Source organism: Rhodococcus sp. IEGM1428 (genome assembly GCF_050321865.1).
Taxonomy (GTDB): Bacteria; Actinomycetota; Actinomycetes; order Mycobacteriales; family Mycobacteriaceae; genus Rhodococcoides.
Genome location: NZ_JBNQFW010000018.1, coordinates 1 through 1,063, shown reverse-complemented (window position 1 = coordinate 1,063; position 1,063 = coordinate 1). Strand labels below are relative to the sequence as shown.

At 54.9% G+C, this 1,063-nt stretch carries 1 rRNA gene; it reads right to left on the bottom strand.

The window, feature by feature from the left end:
- Window positions 1-1,063: ribosomal RNA gene (locus ACQR3T_RS28615) — 23S ribosomal RNA — on the bottom strand; the annotation flags it as partial.

The window sequence follows — 1,063 nt, the reverse complement described above, 5'->3', positions numbered from 1 at the left end:
GGGGGTGAGAAACCTCATCTTGGAACAGGCTTCCCGCTTAGATGCTTTCAGCGGTTATCCCTTCCGAACGTAGCCAACCAGCGGTGCTCCTGGTGGAACAACTGGCACACCAGAGGTTCGTCCGTCCCGGTCCTCTCGTACTAGGGACAGCCTTCCTCAAGTTTCTTACGCGCGCGGCGGATAGAGACCGAACTGTCTCACGACGTTCTAAACCCAGCTCGCGTGCCGCTTTAATGGGCGAACAGCCCAACCCTTGGGACCTACTCCAGCCCCAGGATGCGACGAGCCGACATCGAGGTGCCAAACCATCCCGTCGATATGGACTCTTGGGGAAGATCAGCCTGTTATCCCCGGGGTACCTTTTATCCGTTGAGCGACACCGCTTCCACTTGCCGGTGCCGGATCACTAGTCCCGACTTTCGTCCCTGCTCGACTTGTCAGTCTCACAGTCAAGCTCCCTTGTGCACTTGCACTCGACACCTGATTGCCAACCAGGCTGAGGGAACCTTTGGGCGCCTCCGTTACATTTTAGGAGGCAACCGCCCCAGTTAAACTACCCACCAGGCACTGTCCCTGAACCAGATCATGGTCCGAGGTTGAGGTATCCAATACGATCAGAGTGGTATTTCAACAACGACTCCACAGTAACTGGCGTCACCGCTTCACAGTCTCCCACCTATCCTACACAAACCGAACCGAACACCAATACCAAGCTGTAGTGAAGGTCCCGGGGTCTTTTCGTCCTGCCGCGCGTAACGAGCATCTTTACTCGTAATGCAATTTCGCCGAGTCTATGGTTGAGACAGCTGAGAAGTCGTTACGCCATTCGTGCAGGTCGGAACTTACCCGACAAGGAATTTCGCTACCTTAGGATGGTTATAGTTACCACCGCCGTTTACTGGGGCTTAAATTCTCAGCTTCGCCATCACTGGCTAACCGGTCCTCTTAACCTTCCAGCACCGGGCAGGCGTCAGTCCGTATACATCGTCTTACGACTTCGCACGGACCTGTGTTTTTAGTAAACAGTCGCTTCTCACTGGTCTCTGCGGCCCACACCAGCTCA